The sequence below is a fragment of the Actinomadura graeca genome, assembly GCF_019175365.1.
In the GTDB taxonomy this organism is placed as follows: Bacteria; Actinomycetota; Actinomycetes; order Streptosporangiales; family Streptosporangiaceae; genus Spirillospora; species Spirillospora graeca.
Map to the genome: position 1 here is coordinate 8,469,942 of NZ_CP059572.1, position 20,234 is coordinate 8,490,175.

General features: G+C 70.6%; 26 protein-coding genes. 4 read left to right on the forward strand and 22 right to left on the reverse strand.

What is annotated here, in order from left to right:
• Nucleotides 1-37: 37 nt before the first annotated feature.
• Nucleotides 38-553 (reverse strand): hypothetical protein, encoded by a 516-nt coding sequence (locus AGRA3207_RS37590; protein WP_231336540.1) that lies wholly within the window; start codon nucleotides 551-553, stop codon nucleotides 38-40.
• A gap of 30 nt (nucleotides 554-583) precedes the next feature.
• On the opposite strand from AGRA3207_RS37590, the gene AGRA3207_RS37595 reads away from it, so the two are divergent.
• The gene (locus tag AGRA3207_RS37595; protein WP_231336541.1) at nucleotides 584-949 is read left to right on the forward strand and encodes a hypothetical protein; all 366 of its coding nucleotides are present in this window, start codon (nucleotides 584-586) and stop codon (nucleotides 947-949) included.
• 194 nt (nucleotides 950-1,143) lie between these two features.
• Here AGRA3207_RS37595 and AGRA3207_RS37600 read toward each other — a convergent pair whose 3' ends face one another.
• From AGRA3207_RS37600 to AGRA3207_RS37625, 6 genes are all read right to left on the reverse strand, one after another.
• Nucleotides 1,144-2,019: a hypothetical protein gene (locus AGRA3207_RS37600; protein WP_231332129.1), complete on the reverse strand. Its 876-nt coding sequence runs from the start codon at nucleotides 2,017-2,019 to the stop codon at nucleotides 1,144-1,146.
• Nucleotides 2,020-2,136: 117 nt separating this feature from the next.
• Nucleotides 2,137-2,709 (reverse strand): hypothetical protein, encoded by a 573-nt coding sequence (locus tag AGRA3207_RS37605; RefSeq protein WP_231332130.1) that lies wholly within the window; start codon nucleotides 2,707-2,709, stop codon nucleotides 2,137-2,139.
• Nucleotides 2,710-2,870: 161 nt separating this feature from the next.
• The gene (locus AGRA3207_RS37610) at nucleotides 2,871-3,047 is read right to left on the reverse strand and encodes a hypothetical protein (RefSeq protein WP_231332131.1); all 177 of its coding nucleotides are present in this window, start codon (nucleotides 3,045-3,047) and stop codon (nucleotides 2,871-2,873) included.
• A 501-nt stretch (nucleotides 3,048-3,548) separates the two neighbouring features.
• Nucleotides 3,549-3,908 carry a hypothetical protein gene (locus AGRA3207_RS37615; RefSeq protein WP_231332132.1) on the reverse strand — a complete coding sequence of 120 codons (360 nt, stop codon included), beginning with the start codon at nucleotides 3,906-3,908 and terminating at the stop codon, nucleotides 3,549-3,551.
• A gap of 949 nt (nucleotides 3,909-4,857) precedes the next feature.
• Complete coding sequence (locus AGRA3207_RS37620) at nucleotides 4,858-5,634, reverse strand: hypothetical protein (protein WP_231332133.1); 777 nt, start codon at nucleotides 5,632-5,634, stop codon at nucleotides 4,858-4,860.
• 374 nt (nucleotides 5,635-6,008) lie between these two features.
• Entirely contained in the window at nucleotides 6,009-6,533 is a 525-nt protein-coding gene (locus tag AGRA3207_RS37625) for a single-stranded DNA-binding protein (RefSeq protein WP_231332134.1), read from the reverse strand.
• Between the two features lie 501 nt (nucleotides 6,534-7,034).
• On the opposite strand from AGRA3207_RS37625, the gene AGRA3207_RS37630 reads away from it, so the two are divergent.
• The 3 genes from AGRA3207_RS37630 to AGRA3207_RS37640 all read left to right on the forward strand — a co-directional run bounded on the left by AGRA3207_RS37630 (nucleotide 7,035) and on the right by AGRA3207_RS37640 (nucleotide 8,891).
• Nucleotides 7,035-7,232, forward strand: coding sequence for a hypothetical protein (locus AGRA3207_RS37630; RefSeq protein ID WP_231332135.1), 198 nt, complete (start codon nucleotides 7,035-7,037; stop codon nucleotides 7,230-7,232).
• Between the two features lie 202 nt (nucleotides 7,233-7,434).
• On the forward strand, nucleotides 7,435-8,406 hold the full coding sequence (locus tag AGRA3207_RS37635; RefSeq protein WP_231332136.1) for a pentapeptide repeat-containing protein: 972 nt from the start codon (nucleotides 7,435-7,437) through the stop codon (nucleotides 8,404-8,406).
• Nucleotides 8,407-8,714: 308 nt separating this feature from the next.
• Nucleotides 8,715-8,891 carry a hypothetical protein gene (locus AGRA3207_RS37640; protein WP_231332137.1) on the forward strand — a complete coding sequence of 59 codons (177 nt, stop codon included), beginning with the start codon at nucleotides 8,715-8,717 and terminating at the stop codon, nucleotides 8,889-8,891.
• Between the two features lie 612 nt (nucleotides 8,892-9,503).
• Here the strand turns inward: AGRA3207_RS37640 and AGRA3207_RS37645 are convergent.
• The 15 genes from AGRA3207_RS37645 to AGRA3207_RS37715 form a co-directional block, all read right to left on the reverse strand.
• Nucleotides 9,504-9,773 carry a DUF4326 domain-containing protein gene (locus AGRA3207_RS37645; protein WP_231332138.1) on the reverse strand — a complete coding sequence of 90 codons (270 nt, stop codon included), beginning with the start codon at nucleotides 9,771-9,773 and terminating at the stop codon, nucleotides 9,504-9,506.
• A 509-nt stretch (nucleotides 9,774-10,282) separates the two neighbouring features.
• Nucleotides 10,283-10,498: a hypothetical protein gene (locus tag AGRA3207_RS37650; protein WP_231332139.1), complete on the reverse strand. Its 216-nt coding sequence runs from the start codon at nucleotides 10,496-10,498 to the stop codon at nucleotides 10,283-10,285.
• Nucleotides 10,499-10,804: 306 nt separating this feature from the next.
• Nucleotides 10,805-11,074: a hypothetical protein gene (locus tag AGRA3207_RS37655; protein WP_231332140.1), complete on the reverse strand. Its 270-nt coding sequence runs from the start codon at nucleotides 11,072-11,074 to the stop codon at nucleotides 10,805-10,807.
• Nucleotides 11,075-11,417: 343 nt separating this feature from the next.
• Nucleotides 11,418-11,777, reverse strand: coding sequence for a hypothetical protein (locus AGRA3207_RS37660; RefSeq protein ID WP_231332141.1), 360 nt, complete (start codon nucleotides 11,775-11,777; stop codon nucleotides 11,418-11,420).
• A gap of 93 nt (nucleotides 11,778-11,870) precedes the next feature.
• The gene (locus AGRA3207_RS37665; protein WP_231332142.1) at nucleotides 11,871-12,686 is read right to left on the reverse strand and encodes a hypothetical protein; all 816 of its coding nucleotides are present in this window, start codon (nucleotides 12,684-12,686) and stop codon (nucleotides 11,871-11,873) included.
• A gap of 178 nt (nucleotides 12,687-12,864) precedes the next feature.
• Entirely contained in the window at nucleotides 12,865-13,986 is a 1,122-nt protein-coding gene (locus tag AGRA3207_RS37670; protein WP_231332143.1) for a DUF475 domain-containing protein, read from the reverse strand.
• Between the two features lie 103 nt (nucleotides 13,987-14,089).
• Complete coding sequence (locus AGRA3207_RS37675) at nucleotides 14,090-14,503, reverse strand: hypothetical protein (RefSeq protein ID WP_231332144.1); 414 nt, start codon at nucleotides 14,501-14,503, stop codon at nucleotides 14,090-14,092.
• A gap of 1,517 nt (nucleotides 14,504-16,020) precedes the next feature.
• Nucleotides 16,021-16,215, reverse strand: coding sequence for a helix-turn-helix domain-containing protein (locus tag AGRA3207_RS37680; RefSeq protein WP_231332145.1), 195 nt, complete (start codon nucleotides 16,213-16,215; stop codon nucleotides 16,021-16,023).
• Complete coding sequence (locus AGRA3207_RS37685) at nucleotides 16,212-16,361, reverse strand: hypothetical protein (RefSeq protein WP_231332146.1); 150 nt, start codon at nucleotides 16,359-16,361, stop codon at nucleotides 16,212-16,214. The genes AGRA3207_RS37680 and AGRA3207_RS37685 overlap by 4 nt, the downstream gene beginning before the upstream one ends.
• 92 nt (nucleotides 16,362-16,453) lie before the next feature.
• Nucleotides 16,454-16,921: a hypothetical protein gene (locus AGRA3207_RS37690; protein ID WP_231332147.1), complete on the reverse strand. Its 468-nt coding sequence runs from the start codon at nucleotides 16,919-16,921 to the stop codon at nucleotides 16,454-16,456.
• A complete protein-coding gene (locus AGRA3207_RS37695; RefSeq protein WP_231332148.1) occupies nucleotides 16,918-17,460 on the reverse strand; it encodes a hypothetical protein in 543 nt (180 codons plus the stop codon). Before AGRA3207_RS37695 ends, AGRA3207_RS37690 begins: the two co-directional genes overlap by 4 nt.
• 38 nt (nucleotides 17,461-17,498) lie before the next feature.
• Complete coding sequence (locus AGRA3207_RS37700; protein WP_231332149.1) at nucleotides 17,499-17,648, reverse strand: hypothetical protein; 150 nt, start codon at nucleotides 17,646-17,648, stop codon at nucleotides 17,499-17,501.
• Between the two features lie 422 nt (nucleotides 17,649-18,070).
• A complete protein-coding gene (locus tag AGRA3207_RS37705) occupies nucleotides 18,071-18,226 on the reverse strand; it encodes a hypothetical protein (RefSeq protein WP_231332150.1) in 156 nt (51 codons plus the stop codon).
• A gap of 223 nt (nucleotides 18,227-18,449) precedes the next feature.
• Nucleotides 18,450-18,815 carry a hypothetical protein gene (locus AGRA3207_RS37710; RefSeq protein ID WP_231332151.1) on the reverse strand — a complete coding sequence of 122 codons (366 nt, stop codon included), beginning with the start codon at nucleotides 18,813-18,815 and terminating at the stop codon, nucleotides 18,450-18,452.
• A gap of 261 nt (nucleotides 18,816-19,076) precedes the next feature.
• Complete coding sequence (locus AGRA3207_RS37715; RefSeq protein WP_231332152.1) at nucleotides 19,077-20,213, reverse strand: phosphoadenosine phosphosulfate reductase domain-containing protein; 1,137 nt, start codon at nucleotides 20,211-20,213, stop codon at nucleotides 19,077-19,079.
• Between the last annotated feature and the right edge of the window lie 21 nt (nucleotides 20,214-20,234).

The following is a 20,234-nucleotide window of genomic DNA, read 5'->3' on the forward strand; positions in this document are numbered from 1 at the left end:
GGCGCCTGGCCTCGGCCGTGCTGCGCACTGGCAGGGGTCACTGGCGGCGCTGGTGGTGGCCGGGTTCGGCGGCGTCGGGTCTGTGGCGGGCCTTGTCGGCGGGCTGAGGGGCGGGCTGGGCGCGGGGTGCGTCGGCGGCGGGCGGAGTGGGTGAGGGAGCCGAGCCGGTGGTCGACCGGCTGCGCCCGGCCTGCTCGCGTCGTTGCTGCTGGAGCAGCCGCTCGCGGATCTGCTGGTTGCCGGCCAGCAGCCGCGCGTCCCGGTGCTGGGTGAGCCGCAGCCGTTCCTGCATGTCGGTGTGCAGGTCGGCGGCGGCGGCAGGGGCGGCCTGGACCATGAGCAGGGTGTTGGACCGGACTCCGGCCGGTGGGCGCAGCATCCGGTAGGTCAGCAACCCGTAAGGGTCTGCTCCGCTGGCGTGTTGCTCTGCGGTGTCGAAGGGGACCTGGCGGACGCTCTGGCCGGTGGCGCTCAGCGCGGTGACATACACATCCTGGTCGCTGGCCAGCGGATCGTGAGAGCGCGGGGGATGGGGGCCTGCCACCGTGGCCATCGTCTCGCGCAAACCTTGATAGAGCTGGTCGTGCTGACGCAGCGCGGGAAGGTCCTTGATCAGAAAGTCGCGGGTATAGGCCAGATTCCACACATGACCGGGCGCAGGCTGCAATCGCTGGATGGCCCGCTGGCGCAGGTGCCGGTCGTCGGGCCCCGCAGCGACCAGGTGAGCGGTGGCGAATTGGTCGAAGCCCTCGGGCACGGGATGAAATCGGTAGAGCAATGCGCAGCCGTCTTTGAGGCCGACCCGGTGGGTACCGGCCAGCTCATCGTCGAGCAGAGCCGGAAGTGGCATGCCCTGGATCCGCCCGTGAGCGAGTTTGGTGATGACGCCCGCCGCATCTCGCTTTGCCTCATCGGGCAGGCGTCTGAAGTCCTCGATCGTGCGACCTGAATACGCCAGGACGAAGAACTGATTCTGAGACAACCGGGGAGTAGTCATGAAATCAGCCTACGACCGCGATCAGACATCGATGGCGTGAGACATTGGAGACGGCAATCGCGAGCGCGTCACAACGCAGGGTGCGGCCCGAGGCGGCGTGCGTGCATGCGCCTTTGCCGCGGCGCCGGGTGGAGGCAGAGCGGCGTTTACCGCCGGTGCCGGGATTGGTGAGGTGAGGGTTCGGGGTCGCCGGGGCGGGGGCGCGGCGCGGCCGGGGTGGGTGATTGGCTCACAGGCCGCGGCGGGGTCCCGGAGGTGGAAATACGGCGGGCTGCCTCAGCGCGCGAGCGGGCGGCACGTTCAGCCTGCTGTGCCTGCGGGGCGGGGGTGTGCCCGCGGATCCTGGCCGCGGCGTCGATGTAGGTTTCAGCGGATCTGAGGGGGCCCGCCGCGTGGATGTTGAGAGTCTGGAAACTCTCGCCGTCGGGGGGCCGCAGCATGCTGTAGATGAGCGCGAAGCGGGCAGGGTTGCCTTCGGCCAGGTGCGCCGGGGTGTCGAACGGCATCCGCAGCAGCCCACGCAAATCGACCCGGTCGTGGCTGAGGGGGGTTCCGGCGCCCGGGCTGAAGCCGGGGACGGCCGGGCCCGTCAGCGGCTCGCCGTCGGCGAGGCTGACATCCGGGCCCTGGAACACCCCTGTGCCGTCGGTGCGCAGCGCGTTGATGGCCGCCCAGGCAAGGTGGTAGCCCTCGCCGATCGACTCCAGCCGCCGCAGGTCGTGGCTCACGCCGGGCGTGAACGCCAGCGCCGAACGGTGATGGTGCGGCCTGATCCGCAGGAGGGTCCGCTGCTGAAGGGCGGCGAGCTCGCGCTCATCGGCGACCGGCGCCACGGCCAGGATGTTGAAGACGCCGGGGCGGCGGGGAACGTTGTGCACCGCGTAGGTCACGCCGCACAGACCTGTGGCGTCGCCCGCCGTGCCGCGGCCGGTGCGCACGAACGCCTCGCGCAGGCCGTCGGCTGCGGCGGGGCGGCCGGGGACGTGGCCGTGATCGGCGGCGGCGGCGAAGTTCCGCAGCACGGCACTTCGTGCCGAGGGGGCGAGGTTGCGGAGATCCGCGGCGGTCGCCGGGTTGAAAACAATCCGGAAGGGAGGATTAGGGGTAGCCATATCAACGCCTGGTGGTGGTCATTGAGTTCATCTCTCCCATGGAGGGACTGCGGTCAACGCCGGGCCCGCGGTGTCCTGGCCCTTCTGCCGGGTGGTCTCCTCGTCGGGGTCGACGCCCAGGTCGGCGTACAGCGCGGCCAGCTGGGCGGCGCGGAACTCATCGGGGTCGTCGCCCAGCCCCAGGCGCCGGGCGGTGACCTGTGCCGCCTGAGCGCGGTCGATGTCGCGGTACACCTCGGCGAACAACGCGACCGAGATCACCACACCGCGCTGGTCCCGCCACCCGATCACCACCGGATCGCCCGCGGCATCCGACCGGGACACCCGCTCCAAAATCGGCGCGAGGAAGGCTGCCGCGCCCGCGGTGCTCCCGGCGTGCACGACCGGCAGGCCCGCCACATCCAACGGCCGGCCCCGCACACCTTCGACGGCCGGGAGGATGAGCTCCAGCACGGCAAGGGTGAGAAAGACCCCCTGTGGACGGCCACGGCCCAGTGCCACCGGGACGGCCTCGGCGCCGCAGCTCACCACGTCGTCCAACGCAGCGAAAACAGTGTTCCCCGGCTGATCCGCCGGGCCGATCTCAAGAAAGGTGTTCATGAGATCGACTGTAGCCAGGGCGTGTGACGTCGGCGCGGTCCAGTACGCCGGTCTAGTGCTGGTCGCGCCCGCCGGCCGGACGGTGTCCTGTGGTCTGGCCCTCAGGCGGCAGGACCAGGGACCCGCCTGCCGCAGCGGGGCCCTGGTCCTGCCGCGGACTGCTACCGGATGCGCAGCTCCTGCGGGTGCTCGGCGATCGCGTCCTGGAGGTCGAGGTGGGCGTCGAGTTCCTCGGCGGACAGGGCCAGCTCGCGGCCCGGCTGGCAGGTCGGTGCTGGATCGGTGAGGCTGGCCTGGATGTCGGCGGGGCTGGGCAGCCACTCGGGGGTCAGGTTCATCGTGATCCTTCCGTTGGTGTCGCGCAGCGTGCTTGCCGGTGGTGCTGCGGTGCCGCCCCGCCAGCAGGCACGGCCGGGTCACGCGCCTTCCACCCCGGCCCCCGGTGAGCTGACCGTGGGCACGGCCCTGGCCGCAGGGGGCGCGTGACCCGGCCGGGTCTGCTTTTCTGCGAGCACCGCAGGACCGGCGGCACGCACCCCGGGCGCCCCCGGCGATCAGGACCGCCCCGCTTCGGCCCGGCGCGGCAGCACCTGCCGTGGCTGGTGAGGGCTGGCGGCGGCCGCTGAGGTACTGCTCGGGCCCATCCCGGCGGAGTGTCGCGGTGCCGCCGATGCGGTGTCCGCCCGACGGCATCGAAGGCCCTGCCGCGCATCGGGCGGTGGGCTCCAGCGGGGAGCCGAGGGTCTCGATCGTGCGCATGTGACCGGCCCGTGGTTGCCCTGCCGCCGCCGGTTCCTGGTCCTGGCCGACGGCCAGGACCAGGAACCGGCGGGTTGCCGCTAGCGGTAGTCCAGGCCGCAGTCGCGGCAGACCAGCAGGCCCTCACCCAGCTGCTGGATGCCCGATGCGGTGCACTGCTCGGGGAGCATCGGGTATCCGGTCAGCGCCAGACGGCCGGGGCTCAGAGCCCCGCAGTCTCCGCGTGTCCCGGCCAGAGCCGGGTCACCATGCCACTGGACCAGACGTGGATTCCACCTCAGGCCGGCACCGGCGGGGTCGGCGGGCAGCAGCAGAGCAGCGGGCTGCACCCATGTCAGCTGCCGCCGGAACTCGGCGGCGCGGGCACGGACCGACTCGCGGTATCGGCTCACGATGAGGTTGTGGGGCACGGGGACGGGGTCGAGGTTGAAGGAATGCATCAGCGCCTCCGGTGGGTCGCGGGCTTCATCGGTGAGCCCTCCAGGGCGCGCCGGGGCGGGGGATGTCAATCGGCGCCTTTCCGATTGACACCCCCGCACTGGCGTGCTGCCCTAGGGCGCCGATGAAGCCCGGGGCCGCTACCGGAGGCACCGGCTGCGGCCCGAAACCCGCCCATGCGCGGCACGACTGTGTGGCGGCGATGCGGGGCGCGATGGTGATGTCAGCGCGCCGGTCGGCCGCGGCCACCGGACTCCGAGCCAGGTGAAAGACCGGACCTGCGCCTCGCGTTGTGCCGCAGCCTTGCTCGTGCCGACGGCCGCGATACTCGCCCACTCGACCAGGGGTGCCTCACCTCAGGGGGACACGCTGTGGGTGCCCGCCCGCGAGATGACCGCCATGGCGGCCGCAACGTCCCCGCCGGGGGAGCACAACGATCGGGTGGGCTGGCACCGGCCCGGTATTCCCGGCCCGGGGCGGCGACTCGCGGCCCGGCCCTGAGGCGATCGGATGCGGACGCGCCGGGCGGCGGGCTGGCGATCACGGTTGGCCGGGTCCGGGTAGGCAGCGGCGGCGCGGGTCTCAGGCGCTGTCCAGGCCGCACCCCAGGGCAGACCAGGAGCGTGTCGAGGATTTAGAACCTGACCGGTGGTGCGGCATTCTTCGGGCCATTGTGAGTACCGATCAGCTGTGAGTACCCGGTCGGCGTCAGCCTGTCCGCAAAGTCGGCGCCGCCGTCGTGGTGGCCGACCGGCCGCCGATCCCATGACAACCGCATTTTCCCCCGGGGGGGCACAGGACCGGCTCTCGCCTGCCGCGGCTGGCGAAGCAGCAGCCTGGCCCGCCAAGCCGCGCGGACATGCCGGGCCCCGGCGTCGGGCCGTGCCGAGGGTGCGGCGGCCCCACATCGCCAGCGGCGGCGCGGTCACCGCCGCTGGCCCCGGATCTGCGCTACAGCAGACCGGCGAGCGTCTGGGCCTCCCTGGCGGCGTCGGCGTCGTGAGCGTCGCCGCCGGGGGAGTCTTCGCCCTCATCCGCAGGGTCACCGGCTGCGGGGCGGACGGCGACGAGATTGAACAGCGGCGGGTCGACGCTGTACTCGCCGTCGTCCCGGCTCGGGCTGCCCGCACGCAGCCTGCCCGGGATCAAGGACGTGCAGGCCACCGTCACCAGATCATCCTGGTGCAGCCGGCGGCGCAGCCAGAGCGCGCGGTCCTCGTCGTAGACGCGAGCGTGAAACAGCTGCGAGCAGGTCGCGCTGTCGCGGCCATGCCCGCTGCGCTGATTGACCATCAGCTCCAGGTGGCCGAACCGGCCGAACCGGTCGCTGCCCAGCCCGGGATCGCTGCCGAGCCTGCCGGTGATCTCGACGCGGAACATCTCGGTGATCGCCGCGGCAGCCGGTTCGAGGTAGTCGACCACGAATCCTTCCCGGCCTGCCCGCCACGTCGCCTCGTCGGGCTTGCGCCAGGGCAGCGCCGGCCGCAGCTGCTTGCACCACACCTGGATCGGGTCACCGTCGCGGTACAGGCGCAGCTCATCGATCCACCGCTGCGCGTCGGTCCAGATTTTCAGCCGCAACGTCACCGACCTCATGCCGTGACCGGTCTCGATGTCCTGCGTGACCTCGATCCGCGCGCTGGCCCGTTGCAAGCTCGTCTCGTCGCCCATGACCTGGGGCGTGCCCTGGACACGGCCGGTGATCTCGGCGAAGAACTCGTGCTGCATCCTCACCCTCCTGTCCTCGGGCCGGAAGGTCGGCCGCCCTGGCTGGCGGCCGGAGAATCATCACCGTCCCGGCGGGCCGCCTGCAGCCGCGCCCGGGCAGTCCCGTCCACCGTCCACCCTGGGCGGCGATGATGTTGTCGACGCAGGAGAGAACATCATCGCCGCCCGGGTCAGGTGGACGGTGGACGGGACGGGCAGGGTGCGGCACGATCGGCGTGCCCCGGGAGGGTGCTCTCCGGGTGCAGATGATCGACTCTGCCTCGGGGCGGACGGGTCAGTGGCGCAGTACCACCGCGTGCCGCTTCCCTTGCCCACCCGGCACCAGAGCGGGCCGGGCCGGGCGCATGGCACCCGGCCCGGCCAGGCGGCGCCGGTTAGTACGGCGGGTCGTCGGAGAATCCGCCGCCGGAGGCCCAGGGGTCGTCGGCGGAGGCGCCGCCGCTGCCCTGCTGGCCGCCGCCGAAACCGTCGCCCTGCTGGCTGCTCTGGCCACCGCCGCCGTTGCCGAAGCCGGCGCCCTGCTGGGCGCCTGTCCGCTGCACCTTGGTGACGCGGGCGGTGGCGTTGCGCAGCGACGGGCCCACCTCGTCGGCGTCGAGCTCATAGACGGTGCGCTTGTCACCCTCGCGGGTCTCATACGAGCGCTGCTTGAGCCGTCCCTGCACGATCACCCGCATCCCCTTCTGCAGGGACTCGGCGGCGTTCTCGGCGGCCTGCCGCCAGATGGTGCAGGTCAAAAACAGCGCATCACCGTCTTTCCACTCGCCCGACTGGCGGTCGAAGAACCGCGGTGTCGAGGCCACCCGGAACGAGGCGACCGCCTGGCCGTTGGGGGTGAAGCGCAGATTCGGATCCTCCACGAGGTTCCCGATCAAGGTGATCGTGGTGTCCCCAGCCATGAGCTGCTCCTCTCGCATCCCGCGCATGTGCCGTCCAGCCGGACCAACCGGTCCAGGACGGCTCGGACCCCCGGGTGGGGCCGGCGCGCGTTCCGACGCGGCTGCCACAAGCGGGTCCGGGTGGGGCATGGGACTTCCAGGCAAGGCCCTTCATGGTCTTTTCGCCTGCGAAAAGACCATGAAGGGACGTCACCGATCGGCGCCCCTCAACCCCACCGGCGAACCTGCGCCACCGGTCCCATACCCCGCCCGGAACTGCTGAGCTCCAAGCGTCGGCTCAGCGCTGGCCCGCCCGGGCGGCGTGAGCAACAACGTCGGCCTGGACGCGCCCCAGCACCCGCGCCTGCCGACCGTCCCCGCCATCCTCACCGTCGAAAGCCAGACCCTCTACCACCTGATCGCCACCCCGTGATCGTCAAGGCCCACCCCGGCACCAAACTGAAGGTCGCCGTGCAACCCCCGCCACTGCCCCGCCCGAGAGCCGCATTACACCCCAACTCCATGCACCAACTGACCCTGGCAGTGCCAGGCCTCGCCCCTTCCCCGGCCATGGAGAAACGGCTGGAGGTAGGCAACCATGCTGCGGGCATGGATTCGCACGACCAGAACACCGGCGCATTGTCCCTGACCGTAGTTCCTTCGACATTGGGCCTCGACTGGATGCACGAGAAGTCGGGCTTCCCATCCGATCTTCCCTGACGCCCTTGCCAACGCTTCCGGGTGTTCGTCAGCATCCCTCAGAACCTGGTGCTAGCGGTCGATGTGAGAGTGAATACGGTCTAGTTCAGCTCACCCGGTAGGCCGAGACCGGCGCCCGGTGACCCGTTGTCCTGCGCGCGGGGATGGCGCGGCCCTACGGTCGGGTACATGCGGGTCTTGACAGCGCGGCGGGCGGCAGCCGATGGATGAGGAGGTCGCACCCGGCATTACCCAGGACCATATCCACCCCTACGCTGACCTGAGCCGCGCGAAGCTCAGCCACGCTGACCTCGAGGCCGCGAATCTGGTCGGCGCGAAACTGGCCCTCGCATTTCTGCACAGCGCCGACCTGACCAGCGCTCGCCTGAGCTACGCGGACCTGACCCAAGCCAACTTGACCCGAGCCAAGCTGAACCGCGCCAGCCTGATCGGTGCGACCCTGATCGGTGCGATCCTGGTCGATGCTGACATCAGCGGGGCGGACTTGACCGGGGCGAACCTGGTCTTTGAGCACCCGAAACTCGCGGATCTGACCCGCGCGCACATGGCCCAAGCCAACCTGTCGGGCGCGGATCTGACCGGGGCGTATTTGCCCGGCGCGGACCTGACCGACGCGCTCCTCGTCCGCGCGAGCTTGAAGATGGCTAGTGTCAACGACACGGACCTGAGCGGCGCGAATCTGAGCGGCGCGATCCTGACCGAGGCGAACCTAGCCTGCACGAACTTAAACAGTGCGGACCTGAGCGGCGCGGACCTGAACGGCGCGAACTTGAGCCGGGCGAGCCTGGCACACGCGAACCTGGACTGTGCAAACCTGTCCGCTGCGGACTTGTCAGGTGCAGGGTTGTCCGGCGCGAACCTACAGCGCGCGAACCTGTCCGATGTGGATCTGTCCGGCGCGAACCTGACCCAAGCGAACCTGGACGGCGCGAGCCTGAGCGGTGCCGACCTGAGCGGCGCGGACTTGAGCGGAACAAGTTTGGTCAAGGTGTTCCTGCACGGGGCACATTGGTCGCGGGCCGAGGCATCGCGGGCGCCAACAGTGTGGCCAGCGGGATGGGAGGCTCAAATACTGCAACGGTCAAGGCAACGTCATCTGGGTGTGTACGAGGTGATACCCATGGCGGGGCGTGGTTCTGAAGGCACTCACGGGCGCGGCGGGGACTGGCGATAGTGGCCGGCAGGATCGCCCAGGTTGGGTGCCGTTATCCGATGCGTCACAGGCCACATACAGGCAGACCGTGACGGCCGACTCGGCGCGATGCTCAAAGCCCATCACCGCCCGCCGCACCTGCACTCCCCGTTGACCTGTACCGGTTTCATGGATCCGACCGGGGAGCGGGGGCAGATTACCTCGGCGGTTCACCCCTGCTCATGTGCTCATCGCCACCCACAGATTCAAACAGCACCCTCGCCGATTTACCGATCATGGCGGTTGCCCACTACTTCTATGAGTCCCCTCGAAGATAAAGGAGATGCCGCATGGAGGCCGGAACGACGGTGAACATGGTGGTCGCTGTGCTGAGCGTGGTCAGCAGCAAGCTGCCCCCGGCGGCCTGGAGCCGCCCAAGCGGATCCCGGATCGCCGCCTGCGCGCAGCACGACGGTGGCCGTCCGCCGAGTTGCCGACGCGAGCAGGACGGCGATGACCGGCGATGAACCCCACGTGGCCCGCCTCCTCAGGCCGCCGCGCCAAACCTTTAGGTTCACCGCGACAGGTGCCTGCCGCCGCCGGCACTCTCAACGAGGTGCGCGAGCAGTTCCTGGACTTCTACACCGATGAGTGCCACGCCGTCGTGCGGTTTGTGATGCTCGCCCGCAGCGCCAGCCGGGAAACGGTCGAAGATGCCATTCAGGGGGCGTTTTCCTTAAAGCCTGGCGGACCACGCAGAACCCAGGAGTGGCTGGCGCGGGATCCACGATTGGGGTCCCTGAATCCGGACGATCGAGTTACGCCGCCACGACCGAGCCTGGCAGCACCCGCCGCAGACACCCGCCCACGAACCCCGATCCCGAGGGTGCACTCACCGCCATGGCGTGACCCCGGCCGGACCTGGCCGAGCTGGCGGCCATCACGGTGGACGTGCTGAGAGCCCTGCGTGCCCTCGACGATGACCAGGCTCGCGCCGTCATGGCCTACACCTTGGACGGCTACAGCGACACCGTCATCGCCCAGTAGATGGGCATCGACCCTCAGCGAGTCCGTAACCTGCGTGCCAAGGCCCGAAAGCTGCTGCGCCATCATCTGGCTCCCAGCCGCAGGTCGGCTGGCTATGTGTGACCGGTGTCCCCCTGGTTGGCGAGCCTGGCGAGGATCTCTCCGTGGCAGCGGCGCGGGGTGCACCAGCAGCCGAGGATCTTGCCCCTCAGTTCGCCGAGCGCATCGAGCAGATGTGGTTGTGTGGGCAGCCACTGCTCATAGCGTGAGACGGCCTGTTCGCGGGAAACGTGTGGCCCGATGGCGAATGGGTTGCCCCATTTCGAGGGCCGGCCGATGTAGACATCGTAGTCATCGCGCTTGCAGTGGACGACCAGCCTCATCCGTCCTTCCTCTTCTGGGTGGTGCTGCGGTGATGAGGTCTGCCTGAGCGGACCGGCCCGCGGCGCGGAAAGGGTCGCCGGAGGCAGCGCGTCGCGACGCCGCAGGCGACCCCGCAGCACAGCGGCCTGCCAATCTGCACGCCCTGAGATCCGGCAATGCGCACCCGGCAGGGGAACTTCCGCCAAGGGACAGACGGCCGCCGTCGTGCCGACGGGGCAGCCTGACCCACGCCCATGCGTCATGGGCCACGCCGCCGGAAGGCACGGGAGCGGGGCGGTGGCTGGCGGATAGGACTCTTGCCGGTTCGGCTCACCAGTGCGGCTACCGTGACTCTGCGGGTGCCGACCTCGCGAGTTCGCCCAACATGTTCACGGAATCGCCTCTCGCAGCGGCTGCACCAGGCCCGGACTGCCGGAGCTCACGGCACGATCCCCGCGATCGCAGGATTTGTGAGCCGCGGCGCTTACCCCGCGTCCCTCCAACGGTCTTGGCCGGCAATGTCGCTCGGTCAGCGGCGGCTGCGGTCACTGACCCGCCGGCCGACCCGCCGGGGCGCGCGAATGCGGATAATGCGCACAGGGCGGCCTGCTTGCTTGGCCAGCGTGATTTGGCGCGCCGTCTCGGTGTCGATCTCCCCGTACGGGGTGATCACGATACCGCCGTTGCGGCGGACGGCGGCGTCATTCCACCGGCGGATGAATTCCGCTGCTTCCCTGTCGTCCACCCTGACTCCTTGAGGACGGGTAAACGCGCACGTGCGCAGAACGGGATTGGCGGGCCGCGGGACCAGCAGCGTGATCTCGGGGCGCCCCTATGCCGCCTCCGCCGCACATGAACGGCCAGGTGGCGTGGCCAGGCGGGGATGGTGGCGACGGCGCTGGCGGGGGCGGCTGGAACAACGATCGGCCGTGTTTTCAGGCGCTGGGCGGGGCGGCGTCGCCCTGACGTGCGGCCGGGACGCCGGGGTAGAGGCTGCGAGATGGACCGGCCCCGGGCCCTTATCGGGCCCCGGGGCCGATGCATCCCCTGGTCAGGTGGCGGCCGGCTCGCGGGCGAAGCCGACGATGGAGGCGGTGGCCCGGACGATCCAGGCTCCGGGATACAGATCGTCGCAGCTGGTGTAGCGGATCGTGATTGGGTCGCCGGGGTTGGCCGGTTCAAGGACGTCGACACGGTAGATGATCATGGCGTCTGTGGTGGCGTGCGGGAATGAAGTGAAGGTGGCGATACCCGGCATGTTCTCCATCAGCTCTGGGACGATCTGGGCTGGGAGAAGCTGGTCAGGGTCGTGCGCTGTCATCGCGGGCTCCTCCGGGTGGGGATCTCCTTGGCGAGCCGCGCTCAGCGCGTTCAGCCGGGCGGGTCCAACCGGGGCCCCGCAGGGGTGGTTTGACTCGCCCGGCTGGGCGTGCTGCCCTCGGGTGGAGGCAGCTGCCGGGTTGTGCACCCGGGGGAGCGCCTGTGGCGAGCACGCCGGCCCCGTGGCCGAGGCGGACAAAAGGGGCCCGGGTGATCCGCAGGCCATCTCAAGGCGGCCTGGTGGCGCCGTCGCCAGCACGGCCGGGCGGGGCCGGGCCGCTGCGCCGGCGGCGATGGTGTCGGATGCGGCGCAGCGGCAGGCGCCTCCCGGAGGAGTGGGGTAGTCAGGGCTGATAGGGGATCAGGCAGCCCAGCGGTACCGTGGTCTGATGCTCGCGGACGCCCGGGGGCACGTAGACCCGGGTTCCGCCGCCATGACGCAGCAGGTCGGTGGAGCGCGTGTCGAGGCGGATGAGGTAGCTGGCCTTCTTGCCAGGAGCTTGGCTGACCACGGTTCCGGTCAGCCCCTGGAAGACCACCGGGCTGGTGTCGACGATCATGACGGCTTCTCCGCCGCTGAGGCCGGCGCGCCAGGCCCGCAGGACCGCCCGGCGGCGGGGGACGATGGCTGCCTCGACCTGGTCGAGATCGGCGAGAGTCGCCTGGCCGATGAACTCCAGAACCGGCTCCAGAGCGTGCTGCATCAACATCTCCTTGATCGAACGGCGGATTCGGATTCGTCCACGCCGCCGCGGGGGTGGGTGCGGCGAACGGGGTGGCGCGGGTGTGTCAGCGGGTTAGCGGGTTTGCGGCAGGCGGCCGGCAGCGTCGGCCAGCGCCATGGCCTCCAGGGCGTCCGCGGCCTGGCCGGTGACGAGCGGGCGGGACTCGTCGTACTGGCACACCGCCCATCTCCAGCGGCCACCGGCCGGGCAGGCGAACAACCATCGCGTGCCGTCGCCGACGTCGCGAGACCAGCCGGGGCTGCCGTTGCGGGGGTCGGGTTCCTGCCACTGGCCGGGTCGGTGCCTGCGCTGGTGCTGCCGGTCGTCGGCGGTTGCGGGCCGCCTGGGGCCGTCGTCGCGGTACTTGATCTCGGCGGCCAGATAGGCCGTCAGCTTTGCTGCTTTGACCTGTGCTTGTGTTGAGACCTCCTCGGGCAGGGCAGGGTGCAGATGCTGGATGTGGTGGGTTGTGGCGAGCAGGTCAAAATGTACGCGGCAGCGGGTGACCATCCCGCCAGCGCCCTGAGGCCGGACCCAGAGGGTGAGGGTGGCGGCCGCGTGATGCGGCATAGTGCGGCTCGGCGTGACGGTCACGTATTCGTTCCCCCAGGAACGCACGGCGCAGTCAGGTGCCAGCCGCACCGGCGCGGCACCGCATTCCACCGGGACGGGCGGGACGGTACCGCGCCGGGCATGGTGCTCATGGTCGGCGTCGGCGTAGGCGAACGGCCACCATCCGGGCCGCAGCCGCTGAGCGATGAGCCCGCGCCGGTAGATGATGCCGTACTGGTCGAGGGTGTAGCCCCACTCGCCTTTGGGTGGCGGGGCGGCGTACATGTCGAACTGGATCACGCGGTCCGGTGACCCGCCGCCGGTGTTCACGGTCATCGGTGGGCTCCTGGAGGGCTGGTGGGAACCCCGCGGCCCATCGGGTCGCAGCCAGTCGTCAATGCACGATCACGTGCGGCAACATAGCGCTGAGAGGTCATTCCAAAGAGAGCCGCGCATGTGTCTCCGGCTCGTTCCGGTTCAACCGGCAGCGCTGCCAGAGGCGGCGAGGGCCGCGTCATGCCAGGGATGGTGAGATGCACTCGGCGTCCTGGTCGTCGCCGCGGTTGCGCACCACCGACGACACGAACGCCGCGATGATCAGGCCGGCGCCGAGCCCCCCGGTGATCCACTCGGGGACGTGGTGGCCGATCGAGACCAGCATGCAGACCGCCAGCGCGCCGATCGCCCAGTGGGCGCCGTGCTCCAGGTAGACGTACTCGTGCAGGGTGCCCTTGCGGACCAGGAACACCGTCAGCGACCGGATGTACATCGCGCCGATGCCCAGGCCCAGCGCGATGATGATCGGGTCGGTGCTGATGGCGAACGCGCCGATGACGCCGTCGAAGCTGAACGAGGCGTCCAGCACCTCCAGGTACAGGAACAGGAAGAACCCCGCCTTGCCGGTGGCCAGCGCCAGCGAACTCGGCCCGGACCTCCCGGACGCGCCCTCCCCCGCCGCGACGCCCGCGGGACCCTCCTCGCCGGCGTCCTCGCCGTCCTCGTCCTCGTCACCGCCCGCCTCGGAGAACAGCTCCCCGAGCCCGTTGACCAGGATGTAGGTCACCATGCCCAGCACACCGGCGATCATGACGTCGCCCGGGTCCTCGGCGTACAGGCCGGCCACGAACGCCAGCGCGCCGCCCGCGACGACCACCGACAGCTGGTCCAGCTTGCCGATGCGGGCGAGCGGCTTCTCCAGCCACGGCAGCCACTTGTCGGCGCGCTCCTCGAACACGAAGTCCAGGAACAGCATCATCAGGAACATGCCGCCGAACGCCGCGATCATCGGGTAGGCGTCGGTCATCAGCTCGTGGTAGCGGTGCGAGTCGTTGATCGCCAGGTCGAACGCCTCGTAGGGGTTCAGCTTCGCGGTGATCCCCACGATCAGCAGGGGGAACACCAGCCGCATGCCGAACACGGCGATGGCGATGCCGACGGTCAGGAAGATCTTCTGCCAGAACGGGCTCATCCTGTCGAGCACCTTGGCGTTGACCACGGCGTTGTCGAACGACAGCGAGATCTCAAGGACGGCCAGCACCGCCACCAGCGCCAGGCCCGTCGCCCCGTCGTACAGCAGGGCGATCAGCAGGCCGAGGGCCGTGACGGCGAAGGACCACCCGAAGGTGCGGGCGAGCATGCAAGGACTCCTTGGGTGTGGTTGCAGCTGCGGGCGGGCCATGCCGGCCGGGCGGTGGCACGGCCCGCCGCTGCCGGTGGCACGTGCGGGATCGGGCCGGTGCTCAGGGGCCAGTGCCGCCCACGGTTTGCAGGGTGTCGGCCAGCCATGCCCGGTCGTCCTCGCTCAGCGGGACGCCCAGCACCCGGCCGATGTGCAGCTTGTCCTGCATGGCGAGCAGCGCGCCGGGGTAGGGGCCGCCGGTGCGGGTCAGCAGCGCGAATCGCCCGATCCGCAATGGCAGCAGCCCGCCGTCCCAGCCGGGCACGTAGCTGCTGGTGTGATCGGCCAGAGAGCCGGCCATGTCTTCGCCGATCACCAGCAGGACCGGGTTGTCCAGCGCGGCGGTCAGGCCCTCGGCGCTCTTGGTGAGCAGGCAGGATCGCCCGGCACAGCGGGCGTATTCGGCCATCTGCTGCCGCAGGAGGCCATCATCGCTGATCACGATCATGGGATGGAGTGTGCGGAGCTTGATCACGGGGCCTCCTGGCTCGGTGGGCGGCGTCGGTGATCTGCGATGAGCATCCGGGTGGCGGGCGGTCAAAAGCGGGGCCCCTGCGGGGTGGTTTGACCGCCCGCCACCCGGGTGCTGGGGTGCAAAGCCGATGCCGGTCACCGCGCCTGCGGGCCTTTAGGCATGCGGCCAGGGCCTTGCCAGTGGTGCAGGGCCGGAGAGGGGTGGAGACCGGGCCACGGTGATCTCCCAGGGTCTGCGCGGCGGGGCTAGTGCTCAAGCCGCTACCAGGCCCCTGGGCAGCCGCCCGCTGTTCACCCGATCACCTGGGGGATCCCGGCCGGGGCGCTGCCGTATCGTGGTCTGCGGTGACCGCCTGCAGGGGTGGTGTCCGCATCCGCTTGGCCGCGCGTGGTCTCCGGTTCTCCCTTTCGGTGAGCTGCCAGCCCTCCACGCCGGGCCTGGGGCGGTGAGGCGTGTCGTCGACGGTCACGCCGCCGACCTGGACCTCTTGGTGTCTGGTGTCGCACCACTTGAAATAGATGCACTCCTGGCCCTTGTCATGATCGTAGGAGTGCCTCACCCAGAGGCAGGGTCCCCGTTCTTGGGATCAGGGCGGCGGGATGGGAGGCGGCCAGCTGGCACCCCGGCCGCGTTGGGACGGTGACGTCGGGCGTCTGCCCCACCGCCGATCTGCGGGTAGGCGTTACCTTTGCGGCCACGCCGTCCCACGGCCACCAGGCCATATCACTCCTGCGTGTGATATCCCGAGGCATGGCCCGCCGGAGCTGCTGTGCGCAGCCGTGCCCGGCGCTGGCACCTGTCCCTGCGCCCAGGTGCCGGCGCCAGCCGCATCGGCGCGTGTGATCTGCAGCTACCGAGACCAGCCGCACGATCTGCATGTCTTACGCCAGATGGGGTTGCAGGTGAGGCAGTAGGCGCACCGCCACCACCCCTGGACCGCCGGTGTCGGCGTGAGCCGCAGGCGGCGGGCTGGCACAGACGCCGGCGCAGTGCCGGTGAAGGTGGCGCGCGTGATGGGGTGCCAGAGCATGGACCCTCCAAGGTCGGCGTGATGTTCCCGGTGACCGCCCCGGGCACGCCGGGCCGCGGCGGTCAAGGCGCTTGTTGCTTGACCGCCGCGGCGCGGCGTGCTGAGCTCTGTCACCGGGGACTCTGGCCGGGCGGCGGGCTGGCCCGCCGTTTGCCGTCCGGGCGGCGGCCTGGAGCGCGGCGTTCCCGGTTGCATGACCGTCGGTACCAGAGCGCAGGTCGCCGGCGGCGGCTCATCCGGCGATGTGATCGCAGCTGCGGCAGGGACGTTCCGGCGGCGTCACGAGGGCTGAACTGCACTGCGGCGCTGCAGGTAGTTGTGTTCCGGCCCGGTGCGCGGGCCAGGATGGTCCTGTGGTGCGCCCATTTCCCGGGTGAAATCAGCGGCGGATGGGCCCCGGTTGACCACCGGCAGCCGGTGCCCAGGCCGCGCACGGCGGCCAGCTGTCACCGGATCACATGGCCGATGACGCCCCACAAGTCGCCGCTCACTGCGATCCCTCCGCTGAGTCGCCGACCCAGCGTGCGACCATGACCTCACACAGCGCGCCCTCGGCGATGAGGACCTCGTCGTCGTCGATCGTGAGCGCGGGAAGCTCCCCGTCGGCGACCATGCCGAGCACGGCGTCCTCGCAGACGCCCAGCAGGTCGGCGGCCTCCACTGCGGTCAGGATGCGGTTCATCGCCCCGCCACCTTCTGGTACCCGGCGCCGCCGCGCAACGCGCAGACGACCTCCTGCTGCGTCCGCCGGACCGGTCGGCGCTGGGCGAGGTCGTCCAGGCGGCGCCTGCAGAAGACCGAGACCAGCGCCGACGGCGGGTCTGCCATGCGGGACCGGCCACCACCTGGTCGGTCGGCGCGCCGGATAGCGTGCTCGGCCCGACGGGATTGGGGGCGCTCGCAACCGTCGAGAGTCTGGCTCATGGCGTGCTCCGGCCGGCGCGCAGCAGCTCGTCGACGGCGGCCTCCAGAGCACTGACCCGCTGGCGAGTCTGGCGCAGGTCGGTGGCCATGTCGGTCACCGCGTCGCACCAGTCGCAGCGCTCGCCGCCGTCGTGGCGGCCGTTGCAGTGCCGGAAGGGTGTCAGGTGGTCGTCGGGCAGGGGAGCGGGCGGCGGGTCGCGCCGCTGGCTGGAGGGAGCGGCGCCGCCATTGGCGTTGGTCCTGCGGCCCCACTCCTCGCGGGTCATCTGGGGCGCGGAGGCGGTGGACTCCATCTGCGCGGGCCCGTCCTTGGTGCGGTCGACCGGCTCGGAGACGGCCTCGCTGGGCGAGGTATCGGGCGCGCTGTGCCGGGGTGGACCGGGAATCGGCTCGGGAACGTCGTCCGGCTCGGGTTCGGCGTGCCACAGGCGACTGGTCGGCAGGCCCCACAGGTTCAGTTTCACCACTTCTCCTCATCCATGACGTCGGGAACCGGAAGATCGTGAACAACGACGCCGGTGGTCACGGCGATCGACAGTAGTGCGCGGACGAACCGGCCGCCTGGACGACCGGGATCGCCGGGCTCGTGGAAGGACTCCTGCAATCCGTCTCGGTCACGCCGTTGGGTGGCCGACCACAGACGGCCGTGCACATCGGCGCAGAACGTCGTGGCGAACTCCACGGCGTCCGGACGGGCGTGAAGGCGACGGCCTCTCTGGTCGGCCAGGAAACGCTTGCGTTCGAACGCGCTGGCGTCGGTGTCTGGCGGAACGACGCCCCATCCTTCGATCTGGAGGGCGAAGGCGTACAGCGTGTCCGCGTGCTCGCCCTTCAGGCTGTTGCTGGCGATCTTCGTCATGCGCGCGGGATAGCTGTCTGGGTGAACGTCCGGTGGGATCAGCGCCACGCTGCCGCGATCGAGCCTCTGGCCGTCCCAGTGCAGGGTGATGAAGAGGTGAGGGGAGTCCCAGGTGTCATGCATCCCGGCGATGCCGCGGGTCATCTCTGCCAGGACCTCGCGCGGGGGGATGGGAGTGGCGGTCACGACGCGGCCGCCAGCCATCTGGCCGCTGCGTCCTGGACCATCCGGGTCGCGGCCAGGCAGTTTCCTCCGATGGCGGGCGTGCGGATCGCCGGTCCGGCGTGGACGGTTGTGTCCGGCTGCGGCGTGGTCTCCAAGGCCAGCTCCATGCGTGGTCCTCTCGTGTGATCTGAAATGCGGGCGTGCTCTTGCACCTCGCCCGGGCCGTTGCAGCGGCCGGGGCACGTGCTCGTGGTCAGGCGGCGGACCGGCTTGGGTGAGAGGCTGGGCTGCCTCCCCGGCGTGGGCCGGGCGAAAGCGGCCGCGCGGACGGGTACCGCCGTGTGGAGGTCGCGGCGGGCCTCGGTGATCAGCCGCGATGAGGTCCTCTGTGCGCGGGACAGGGCTCCGGGATGAGGCGCTGGCACCCGGGCAGGTCTGCCATCGCGCGCTCCCCTGGTGGAGCCGGACGCGCTGCGCGGGCTGGCGGATGATCTCTTCCAGGTCCTTGCGGGGACCGCGGGGCCCGTTCGGCCAAGGTTCGCCGCTTCGGCCGGGTCTCCCTGTCATCGGGGTCATTCCTGTCACCTGGTCAGAGGTCCTCTGGCTCCAGCGCGTCGTAGTCGAAGTCCTCCATGAGGTCGGGCAGCAGTTCCCGGCCCGCCACCTGATCGCTCCAGCGGACCTGGGTGACCTCCTGGGGTCCCTGGGGAGTTGTGGTTTCGAAGAGTGCGGTGATGGATGGCATGGGGCCTCCGTGGGTGGGTGCCGTCGCGGTTGCTTGACGCCGGTCATGAGCGCATCCGGGGGTGGCCGGGCGGGGCCCCTGCGGGGTGCCCGGTCACCCCGGATGCGCTGTCATCGCGGTGGCAAGTTCCGCGACGGCGCCCCCGTCCGCCCCTGGCTCGCCGCGCCGGGCGTTCGCCGCGGCCGGTGCCAGTCCCGGTGGTGGGCGAGCGCGGTGCGCAGGGTCACGGGCGCCACGGTGTGGTGCCCAGACGCGTGGTGAATCCGGTGGTGATGTCGCAGGGGGTGTGGTCCTCAACGACGGACCAGCCGGAGCTGCCGTACGCCAGCCAGATCCCCTCCACCCTGACCAGGTCCCCGGCGCTCACCGACCGCAGTGTCCGCGCGTAGTAGGCGGCACCCTCCTGGCTCTCTCCGTTGCCGATCAGGAAGGCCAGCTCGGCCAGATCACCGATCGTGGTGTCGGCGTCGCCTGCCACGGCGACCTCATAGACCTTGACCACAGGGTGACCGGCGCGATACCCGAAGAAGCCCACGGGGTTGCCCCGGTCGTCGGTGGCCACGTTGTGCCAGATCTCGACCACGGTCATGCGTTTGCCCTTCCGGTCGCCGGTTGCGGGAGGCTCCGGTGATCTCCGTGCAGAGCCCACGCGGGCCGCGATCGCGCTCGGCACCAGGTCAGGCCCGGTAGCGGAGGCGGAGATTCCGGTGCATCCGCTTCAGCGGGCCGGGCGCCAGGGCGGCGTACTGTGCCGCCCGGGCGCCCGGTCTGCTCGTCTGGGTGCGGCGGAACACCGCCGATCACCGGCGGTGTCCAGGACGCGATCGCTCCGGCCCTGCAGGCAATGCCGCTAAGACGCCGGCCCCGCGCCGCAGCGGCTCCCGGCAGCGGGATCCGGCAGCGATGTGCGGCAGGATGCCGGGGCCTGTGGCGGGCGCGCGCCGGCGACCGGCCGGAGATGGCCAGCGCCCGGGCCGGCAAGGCCGTGAACCCGGCCGCCGCACTCGACCAGGCGATCCCGGTGCAGTGACGGGTGCACCGGACATCGCTGCGCCGCGAACGGGTCGTGATCATCGGGTGGGATCAGAGCCGCAGGACAGCGCCGGCGCGGGCAGGCGAACGCCAGCGGACCGGCCGTCTCGGCGGCTTCGATCACCTGCGCCATCGACAGATCGGAGCGGAATCTCCAGAGCTTGCGCAGCCGTTCGTCGTCCTGGCGGCGGAACTGGGTTTCCAGCTCCAGATACTCCCGGGCCAGTGCGGGCCGCAGCCGCGCGGCCAGTACCAGATCTTCCCGGGACGCCAGCACGCACAGTGAGCAGCTCAGCCGCCGCATCCCCCAGTCGTAGGCGGGATGGTAGGGAACACCACTGGCGTGGATGCGCTTCCACACCCGCTCCTGCGGCCAGTCCAGGATCGGGTGCCACCGGGTGATGGTGCGCACGCTGCTGGACCGCCCCTGGTCGACGACCTGGACGGACTTGCGGGCCCGGCTGGGGCTTTCCTGGGCGCGCAGGCCCACGCAGTAGATGACCTCGGCCGGCCTGCCGGTGATGCCTGCGGCGGCGACCCGCCGCGTCACCAGCTTCATGGCCTGGCCGGTCTTTTGATCCGCAGTGCACCAGCGGGCGGCCGCGCTGGGCCAGGCGTGCCGTTCGTTGCGGGCCTGCTGCCACAACCCGCCCTTGTCACGATGCAGGATCTCCAGCGGCAGGCCGTAATGATCAGCCTGGATGCGGGCCAGGGCGGTGGTGCCCGGCCATTCCACCGGGTGCCCCCGGTCGGTGACGCCCAGATCGTTGTGGACCACCACGACCCGCTCCAGTACACCGGCGGCGCGCGCGAGCTCGGCGACCTGGTCGAGCATGGCCTGGCTGTCCTTGCCGGCCGAGGAAGCGACGACGATCACATCTGCTCTGCCTAGGTCGGGGGCGCTGTCCAGCGCCATTCCCAGCGAGAGCGGCACGGCGGTGATGGCGGCCTCCAAGAGTCTCGGTGTTCGCGCCTG